Raw genomic sequence first — 9641 nt, 5'->3', positions numbered from 1 at the left:
GTAAGTACCGATACCGCCGTTCCACAGCAGATCCACCGGTGCCTTGAGCAAGGCGTTCAGCAGTTCGGTCGGGGTCAGCTTGTCGGCCTTGATGTCGAAGCGTTCTTTCATCTGCGCCGAGATCGCGATGCTCTTCGCGCTGCGCGAGAAGATACCGCCACCTTCGGACATGATGCTGGTGTCGTAGTCGGTCCAGGCCGAACGCGGCAGATCGAACATGCGCTGACGCTCGACGAAGCTGGTCGCCGGGTTCGGGTTTGGATCGATGAAGATGTGCAAGTGGTTGAACGCGGCAACCAGTTGCAGCTTGTCGGACATCAGCAAGCCGTTACCGAACACGTCACCGGCCATGTCGCCGACACCGACCACAGTGATGCTGTCTTCCTGAACATTGATGCCGCGCTCGCGGAAGTGGCGCTGTACGCCCACCCACGCGCCTTTGGCGGTGATGCCCATTTTCTTGTGGTCGTAACCGGCCGAACCACCGGACGCAAATGCGTCACCCAGCCAGAAGCCGTAGTCAATGGCGATGCCGTTGGCGATGTCGGAGAAGGTTGCGGTGCCCTTGTCCGCTGCCACCACCAGGTACGGGTCATCGTCGTCATGACGCACGACGTTGGCCGGCGGCACCAGCGCGCCGTCTTTCAGGTTGTCGGTGATGTCCAACAGACCGGAAATGAAGATGCGGTAGCAGGCGATGCCCTCGGCCGCGATCTCGTCACGGCTGCCGCCCAGTGGCAAGCGACGCGGCAGGAAGCCGCCCTTCGCACCCACTGGCACGATGACCGAGTTCTTCACTTGTTGAGCTTTAACCAGACCGAGGACTTCGGTACGGAAGTCTTCTTCACGATCGGACCAGCGCAGACCACCACGCGCCACGTTACCGAAGCGCAGGTGCACGCCTTCAACGCGTGGCGAGTAAACGAAGATTTCGAACTTCGGTACTGGCTTCGGCAGCTCAGGAATGGCGTGCGGGTTGAACTTGAAGCTGAAGTACGACTTGTTCTGGCCGTTGGCATCAGTCTGATAGAAGTTGGTGCGCAGGGTGGCTTTGATCAGGTCGAGGTAACGACGCAGGATGCGGTCTTCGTTGAGCACCTGAACGTCGTCCAGTGCGGTCAGAATCGCTTGTTCCAGACGCTGTTGCTTGTCTTCCAGATCATCGCTGCCCAGTTTGCGCGCCAGGTAGAAACGGGTCTTGAACAACCGGGTCAACTCGCGAGCGATGTCGGTGTGGTTGTTCAGGGTGCTGGCGATGTAACCCAGATCGAAGCCCAGACGGATCTGCTTCAGGTAACGGGCGTAAGCGCGCAGCAGCGCCACGTCGCGCCATGGCAGGCCGGCAGTCAGTACCAGACGGTTGAACGCATCGTTCTCGGCATCGCCGCTGACGATGTGGATGAACGCGTCCTGCAGGGTGTCGTTGAGTTGCTGGATGTCGAGGTCCAGGCCTTCAGCGGCAGTGAACGCGAAGTCGTGAATCCAGAACTCGCGGCCATTGGTGTGGCGCAGGCGGTACGGGAACTCGCCCAGTACGCGCAGGCCAAGGTTTTCCAGAATCGGCAAAACGTCGGACAGCGCCAGCGGGGTGTCAGCGTGATACAGCTTGCAATGCAACTCGCGCTGGCCGGACACCTGGCCCAACGGCTGATAGAAGCTCATCACCAGCGGATTTTTTTCGTTCAGGCTCAGCAGGTGCTGCATGTCGACCACGGCCGAATGCGCGGCGAAACGCTCGCGGTAGCCGGCCGGGAAGCCTTTCGGGAAGTCAGCCAGCACGTTGGTGCCGTGGGCTTCGCCGAAGCTTTCGACGGTCAGTGCGGCGTAGTCGTCCTGCCAGCTGCGGCACGCTTGTACGACTTCTTTTTCCAGCAGCAGCGGGTCCATGTCGATGCGGTTTTTCGGGTCGACACGCAGGATCAACTGCACGCGGGCCAGCACGGACTCGGAGAAGAACGTCCAGAACTCGCAGTCGGTGGCCTTCAGGCGCTCCATCAGAACCTGCTGGATCTTCTGGCGCACTTCGGTGGAATAGATGTCGCGCGGCACGTAGGCCAGGCAGTAGCAGAAGCGACCATACGGGTCTTTGCGCAGGAACACGCGGATCTTGTTGCGTTCCTGGATCTGCACGATCGACATCACGGTGGTGAACAGTTCGTCGACCGGAGTCTGGAACAGGTCATCACGCGGCAGTACTTCGAGAACCTGCGCCAGTTCCTTGCCCAGGTGAGCCTTGGACTGGAAGCCGGAACGGCGCTCGATCTCTTCGACCTTGCGGCGGATGAACGGGATAACCCGCACGCTCTCGCCATACACCGAGGAGGTGTACAGGCCCATGAAGCGGTGTTCCTTGATGACTTTGCCGTCTGCGTCGATTTCGCGGATCGACACGTAGTCCGGGTAGGCCGGACGGTGTACGCGGCTCGGGTGCGCAGCCTTGGCGAACGACAGCAGGGTCGGCTCGCGCAGGTAGTTCACCGCGTAGTCTTCGATGTGACGGTCTTCGTTGGTCAGACCGGTGCGCAGCAGTTTAGTCAGGCCGAGGAAGGAGTTCTGGTCGTACTCGATGTGGCCACCATCGGCCTGATCGGTGACCACGAACTCTTCGTAGCCGAGGAAGGTGAAGTGGTTGCCCACCAGCCATTCCAGGAAGCTTTTGATTTCGTTCTTTTCGTCGGCATCGACGGCGAAAGCGCTGTTGTCGAGCTTGGCGAGGATTTCCTGCACCTTGGCTTTCATCGGCTCGAAATCGGCGACCGCGACGCGGACCTCACCGAGAACCTGTTCCAGCTCTTTGCTCAGCACATTCAATTCGGCCGCGTTGGCGCAGCGGTCGATTTCCAGGTACATCAGCGACTCATGCAGGACGCCTTCGCCGGTGCTGCCTTTTGGCAGGACTTCCAGCAACTCGCCCTTGCTGCCACGACGCACGCTGAGCACGGTGGTTTGCAGGGTGTGGATGCTGTAGCCGCGGCGGTTCAGTTCGGTGCGGACCGAGTCGACCAGAAATGGCAGGTCATGGTGCAGCACTTCGACCGCGGTGTGGGTCGACTGCCAGCCATGACGCTCGTAATCGGGGTTGTAGACGCGCACTTGCGGTTGCGCGTGATCGAAGCGCTCAAGCAGGCGCCACGCAGAAAGAGTACAGCCAGCGAGGTCGGAGAGGCGACGTTGAGTCAGCTCGTCCAGGGAAATGATGCCGAAGAATTGTTCAGCGAACAGCGCCACTTGTGGCAGTGCCTGTTCACTGATGTGCTGCGCCAGTGCCGCTTGCAGTTGGTGCTGGAAGTCGGCTTTGCTGGCTGCGGTGAAGAACGCCATCTGTGGTACTCCGCTTAAGCTTGTTATTGATGGAAAGCGTCGCGTGCAACACCCCTTCCGGGGCTTGAGTCACCCTGCTCCTGATTCTCGGGCAGAGGAAACAGGGGGACAGGTGGGTGAAGCTGGACGAGACACTCAGGTCACATTCACCTTCCATTGAATGGGCATCTGCAAAAACGACTGTCAGGACCGCCGACAATGCCTTTACGGGTGCTCATCCGATGCGCAGCTTAATGGGTGCGACAATGTGTCTGCTTGCGGTGCTGCGACATATTCGGTCATTGGCACGTAAACCGAGGCTTTGGCACCGGTAAACACTAGCAGTCAGGGCGAAAAACGCTGGTCTGAATGCCCGTATTTACGGGACATTCGTGCCAGGTGCAGACCTTTTGCCGCTACATATCCAGAAACGAAAACGCCCAAGGCCGTTCTATCGACCTTGAGCGTGACATCGGGTTCAGCGCCAGCGGTTGACGCGGGTCAGTCCGGCAACTCTTCGTAAGCCTTGAATTTGCTCACGGTAGCGCAGTCGTAACACATCATCTGCAAGGTCATCTTGTCCATGCTGGCGTCGATATTGCTCGAGTCGCACTCGCGGCAGAACAGTTGCAGATGGCCGACCAGATCAGCATCGAAAGCTGTGCCAGAAAAGAACTGTGGCACCAGCTCATCACGCCAATACATCCCCGGGGATTTGGAAAACCCCGCTCCGCTGTCTTTGAGCACGACGTCATACAACAATCGATGCAGGGCTGATTGCGGCACTCGCGAGTCGCGGTGAGCGTTTTTGCGCCAGTTTCGCGCCAGGGCATCCTGTGCCGTCCCGAGCATGTTACGCGGGATGGTATTGGACGCGTGGTTGCGCCCCTTGGAGTTACCGGTTGCGTAGAAATGCGCGGCATTTTTTACCGCCAGGCGCGCGAAGTAATAGAGCTGGCTCACCGAAAAGTCTTGCAACAGCTGCCCCACGACCGTTTCGGCACGGGCTTCGGCGGTGAATGCAAAACTCACTTCATTGGCCAACACATGGATGTATTGAATCGACTCCTCCCGGGCCAGATTGAAGATCAACGAATAGAGCTCGGTTTTCCACGCTGGCTGAACGTTCCCGGACAATTCCTGATACAGCGCCAGGTACAAACTGTCGCGCGTACTGCGTACATCCCCCTCCACCGCAACGTTAGGTCGCCAGCGCACGGCTGAATAATCGCTGATAGAGCAGCCATCCGTTCGATCAAAGGCTTTGATATCGGAATCCGTCGCGACAGCCAATACGCCGGTCTCGTGAAGATCTTTCAGCAGTTCCTCACTGGCTTCGTCGGTCGGCGCAAGGGATTCGCCTCTGGATGGCGCGCTCAGCGGCGCAATCCATTGAACATTGGCGCCATTGCCGTCGTCGAGCAAGGCCAGCAATGCCAGCTTTTGTACAAAACCCAGTTTTGTGTAAGGCACTGTGGGGCTTGACGCTCCGTAGCGAACCTCAAGCTCGAGACGATCGCGCTCTGCCTGAGCCGCCAATTGCTGCTGGCGAACCTTGAAGCATTCCTTGCACGTACAAGGTGTGCGTCGAACATTCACGCCTGTCGCAAAATAACGATGCTCGCAACGTACGCACTTGAACGGGTTGCGCAGCGTCACAGGGGTGCCCCTGGCATGCCGACGAACCCACATCGGCAGATCGCAATAGGGGCACGTGAGGTCTTGGCTGACGATTGGCGGCAGCACTTTCAACAAGCTGCGCACAGTCGAGGGGATTCGGAATTCGGCCAAGAGTGCGGCACTTTTTTCCCCCTCCAGATAACGCTGATAAACCTGCTCGATCTGTTCTTCGGTCAAGTGTCTGACTTCTTCGGCGAGCTCAAAATATTGGTGCATGAAAAGAGGTCCTTTTCTTTCAGTTTTCGTTAAGCACTCCTTTGCGTTCGAACGGCGAAAATAATCGCTAAAGTGCCGCAAAAACAAGCGAAAACCCATAAAAACACCGAAAAACCCTGCCAAAATAAATGCCTTACAATGCCGTCGGATATTTCTCTACCGGTGGGCGGAAGTGGATGAAGGAACACCCCTACATTTTTCATCCACTGAGCGTCAAACGAGCTCTTCAGTCAGCTTTTCAATTGGGTGGTGCAGGTTTTTTTCCAAAAGCAATTGAACATGGCAGCAGCGTAAATGCGCCGCGACTGGCAAAATCGCGTTTTCCCTTGCACTCATCACGCCGCCCACCAGGAATACCCCACATGCAAATGACCACCGCCCTACTCATCGTCAACCCGTGCGATGACGAAGAAGACAACATGGCCATGCTCTGCTGCCACAGCGACAAGGGCGACATGTTCCTGATGAGCCGCTACCCGGACGAGGATGAGCTGGAGATCACGCTGGATGGCGAGCCTTCGACGCTGGATGGCGTCAAGGTGACCCTGACTCCGACTCTGCTGAAGATCGAGATTGCCGCGGGGGATGCCGATGCTTTGAATGGGGATGATGTGCTGGAGATCACCCACAGCACCGGCGCGGATGATCTAGCCGAAGTTGAAGAAACCCTGAGGAACATCCTCGATGGTACTGGCACCTATATCAGTGAGCTCAACTGATCAGGCCATCTCCCTCACTCGGAAAATGGATGGCGATGGCGCTCAAATAAATTGCGTCGCGCCATTGTCAGTCCTGTAACGAACGTCTCGCATCAACCTTCGCTGAAAGCCTTAAACACTCAGAGACCATCAATCTCACCAAGTGCGCGAGCGCACTACCTTTCACGTTTACTCCCGCAAAGTTCCATCCTACTTCCCAACCAGAACTGCCCTACGCAACCATCGGAAGTCTTACGCCGTCATCTGATTGTTTGGCCGTGCGTTCATTGCTATTAATAAACCCACTTGCGGACAACCTCGCAAGTTCGGCGCTGACAACAGCATCGAAAATCCAATATCAAATGGAGTTACTACCTTGGGTAAAAAACGCTCTGAAATAAACACCTTCGATGACATGTCACAGATCACAGGTCTTTCAGAAGGTTTCCTCGCAACCGAGTTGAAATTCTTCGCTTCATTAACTCGCTGATTGGATCTAACAACCAGCCCACAGTAAGTGCCGAAAGTTTGGCTTTCGGCATTTAAATCCGATGAGGCATGCAATGTCCGAGCGCGAACTAACACCCAGCAGAGCACTGACAGAAATAACCAACTCCATCCAGGCGTTAGGACTCAAAGCACTTGTTCGTTATGTCGGCGCTGGCGATATGGTTGCAATCGCTGAACTTTACGACAACGACAAAAAACTGATTGAGTCTGGAGCAGGCAAGGGACCTGATGCCCTCATCGGCGCGCTGGCCGAGAGCCTTGAACACTACGGCACCTTCCACTGCAAGCAGTCGCAGCGATCAGGTTTAAGCTGCGATGTGATCGCCGCTCAGCAGGATGCTCAATGCGACGGCTTACTTGCAAGCCTGCCAAGCACCGGCGAATCTCTGGAGTGTTTTCGCCTTACAGCCCTTGATGACGAGCACGAACTATTTGTGCCATGCATTCTCCTGCATCCAGATGCCGGCAAGAACGAAACAGTTGCTCAAGAAACCCGCTTCTTAAGCCGCTACGCCTCAAACTCCGGGATCGCATTCGGATGCACCAAGGCAGAGGCATTGCTCCATGGCGCTCTTGAAGTCATAGAAAGACACTTGTTGTCGCGTTTTTTTCTCGCCGTTTGCGCGATACGGCCTGCAATGGACCTTTACACGCCTTCCAAAGCATTACTCGCTCAAGCATTGCTGCATCGCCCGTATGCTTTAGAGGCAGCAAGCAAGTTGCAAATTATAATTATCAGAGATGAGTCCGGTGTCTATTTTTCGGTTGCGTTCCCCAAGATGGGACCAGGTGACCTGCATATTTCCCCCATTGGCTCTGGATGCTCATTGGATATCTGCATTGCTGTTCAAAGGGCAGTCACGGAACAATTCCAGTCAAGCACACTATATGACGTCAGTGAAGAAGCCTCTGACCGCAAAACATTTGACATGCTTTCAAGCTGTGACGCCTTAAAAAACCTAATAGACTTCGCCCCGGTGAAAAACCTGAAACTCCGAGTTCTTGAACCCTTCTCAAAAAAATTGACCAGTTCCGTCACACAACAAATAGAATTACTGCAGCGAAAATTGAAAGCCATCGACAGAGCAATTTTCCATAGAACTGTCGCACAGTACTCAAACACAAATATCGTCATCCAGACATACATACCCGGCCTTGATAGATTCAACATCATCAGAAACGGTCAATTGGTAGCACCGCAGCACATCCTGCTAAATAAGACTAAGACTTCCGCACCTGATAATTAACAAACACGACCAACAGGTAGATCTCCATGCGGATACTCATTAGTACAGCTTGCAAAAAGCATCGACTGCTATTGGTCACAACAATCACCGCCATTATTTCGCTAAAGCTGCTAGCCCTTGCGCCTCCATTGCTTCTGGGCGCCATTGTCGACTCGCTGAGTAACGCAGACCACACCACCCTCAACACACTGCTTATCTTTACGGCGGCCTTTACCTTGGCCGGATGTGCTCAGTCGATTATTGCGCCCCTGCAGACACTGCTTCTTTCAAAACTCGTCCAACGGATTGTGATGAACGCGTCGATTACATGGTTGGCGCAATTGATGGGAAAGGAGTTCTGTCGATTTAGCACCTGGCGCATCGGTCACTTCATCAAATCGGTAGAGCGCGGAATCACCGCCCACGAACAACTGCTGACATTCTTCGTCACAGTGGGGTTTCCACTGTGCCTGGAGTTTCTGATCGTTGCCGCCGCATTTTGGTACATGGGCGGCACCTGGATTTTTCTTGCGATGGCGAGCCTGGGGGTCCTTTACCTGTTTGCCACCCATCGAATCATCAGGTGGCGCAGAAAACATATTGATGCCGTGAATGAGCAGGAAGATGAACTGAGCGCGGTTCTGTTCAACACCTTGAAGGCAGGAAAATCGATAAAACTGGAGCGCGCTGAGCACACTGCACTGCAACCATTGAACAGGGCCTTTAATCAATATGCCGAAGCGGCAGTGACCGTCGCAGGATCCGGCGGTTTGTTGAGCGGGGCAAAAGTCTTGTTTATCAGCCTTTCCACAGGAGGGTTGCTAAGTTGGGGAGTTGTCGATCAGTTGTCGGGGTCAGCGAGCATCAACGTCGGGCAATTAGTCGCGATTTTTTCCATCGCAGGGACCTTCCTGCTCAACATCTCAGCCCTGACCGAAGGCTATCGAGTGCTGGATCAGTTTTTAGCGGATCAACGCCGCCTCCAGCAGCTGCTCAAATCAGCCGATTTTGATCACGAAGGCCGTGAAATCGAACTGACCGAGCACGAAGAATCAACGTTACGCCTGGAACCCTGCGTGATCACCGACAATGGTGCCGTCCGACTATCAATCGCAAACCCGATCGACTTTAAACAGGGGCAATCCGTTGCGATCACCGGCCCCAGCGGCGCTGGCAAGTCCACTCTGCTGGAAGCACTGGCCGGACTGAACACTTCAGTGAGGAGTCAACTGAACATTGATGACATACCCGTTGATCGTTTGAACGCTCGAAGCCATCTGCAAATACTGCGTTACTGCCCTCAATCCCCGCAATTCCTTGAGGGCAGCTTCGACAGGTCAGTCCTTTTCGGCGTTAATCCTGCGCTGCATTTGCGCAGAGCGATCCAATGCTTACAGCTTGAAGAGATCGTCAGCCACCGCGACATCAGCGAAAATGCCACCAATATTTCCGGCGGTGAAGCCAAGCGCCTCTCGCTGCTGCGACTGATTAATCGGCCGGGTAAATTTAACCTGTTTGACGAGCCGAGCGCTTCAATCGAGCCGAGGCTCGCCTCACCGGTTTGGGATTTGCTTTTCGAGACGTTTGCCGGGCAAGGTTTGATTTGTGTTACGCACGATGTCAGCCATCTACACCGATTCGACCGTGTCATCGTTATGCATAACGGCGAAATCATTGAAGATGGCCCTTGGCATGATCTGGTCGACAGGGCAGCGATCAAGTTGCTGCTCAATGAGCTTCAAACTACCGAGCAATAAAAGCGCGAAAAGATTGCAACCTTCGGCAGCAACCACATTGGAATGCAATCTGCTGTAGACGCTGCCGAAGGCTGCGATCTTTTGATCTTCGCTCTCCTCCACACATTTCTGCAAAATGCCGTTAGTCGCCACCCCCCGCGATGGATTAAAGTAACGCCCCCAGCCCCGGCGTTATCCGAACGCCCGTGGCCACCCTTTCCAGGAACAGTCACCGATGGAACATCGTGAAGCGCTGCTGGCGCTGCGAACCTTTC

General features: G+C 55.2%; 5 protein-coding genes. 3 read left to right on the top strand and 2 right to left on the bottom strand.

Features of this window, described 5'->3' with window-relative positions; all coding sequences use genetic code 11:
- Positions 1-3321, bottom strand: a 3321-nt coding sequence (locus ACIOVB_RS09655; protein ID WP_401267104.1) for an NAD-glutamate dehydrogenase, incomplete at its 3' end; no start/stop codon positions are given.
- Positions 3322-3801: 480 nt separating this feature from the next.
- Positions 3802-5319, bottom strand: a complete 1518-nt coding sequence (locus ACIOVB_RS09650) for a hypothetical protein (RefSeq protein WP_401267101.1) — start codon at positions 5317-5319, stop codon at positions 3802-3804.
- A 239-nt stretch (positions 5320-5558) separates the two neighbouring features.
- Here ACIOVB_RS09650 and ACIOVB_RS09645 point away from each other — a divergent pair, with 239 nt between their 5' ends.
- From ACIOVB_RS09645 to ACIOVB_RS09635, 3 genes are all read left to right on the top strand, one after another.
- The gene (locus ACIOVB_RS09645; RefSeq protein ID WP_401267098.1) at positions 5559-5915 is read left to right on the top strand and encodes a hypothetical protein; all 357 of its coding nucleotides are present in this window, start codon (positions 5559-5561) and stop codon (positions 5913-5915) included.
- Between the two features lie 542 nt (positions 5916-6457).
- Positions 6458-7651 (top strand): YcaO-like family protein, encoded by a 1194-nt coding sequence (locus ACIOVB_RS09640; protein ID WP_401267096.1) that lies wholly within the window; start codon positions 6458-6460, stop codon positions 7649-7651.
- A gap of 26 nt (positions 7652-7677) precedes the next feature.
- Complete coding sequence (locus tag ACIOVB_RS09635; RefSeq protein WP_401267094.1) at positions 7678-9387, top strand: ATP-binding cassette domain-containing protein; 1710 nt, start codon at positions 7678-7680, stop codon at positions 9385-9387.
- Positions 9388-9641: the final 254 nt, after the last annotated feature.

Origin of the sequence: Pseudomonas sp. NPDC087639, from assembly GCF_044743385.1 — a bacterium.
GTDB lineage: Bacteria > Pseudomonadota > Gammaproteobacteria > Pseudomonadales > Pseudomonadaceae > Aquipseudomonas.
Note: the sequence above shows the minus strand (reverse complement) of the source record. Positions and strands in the feature narration are given on the sequence as shown.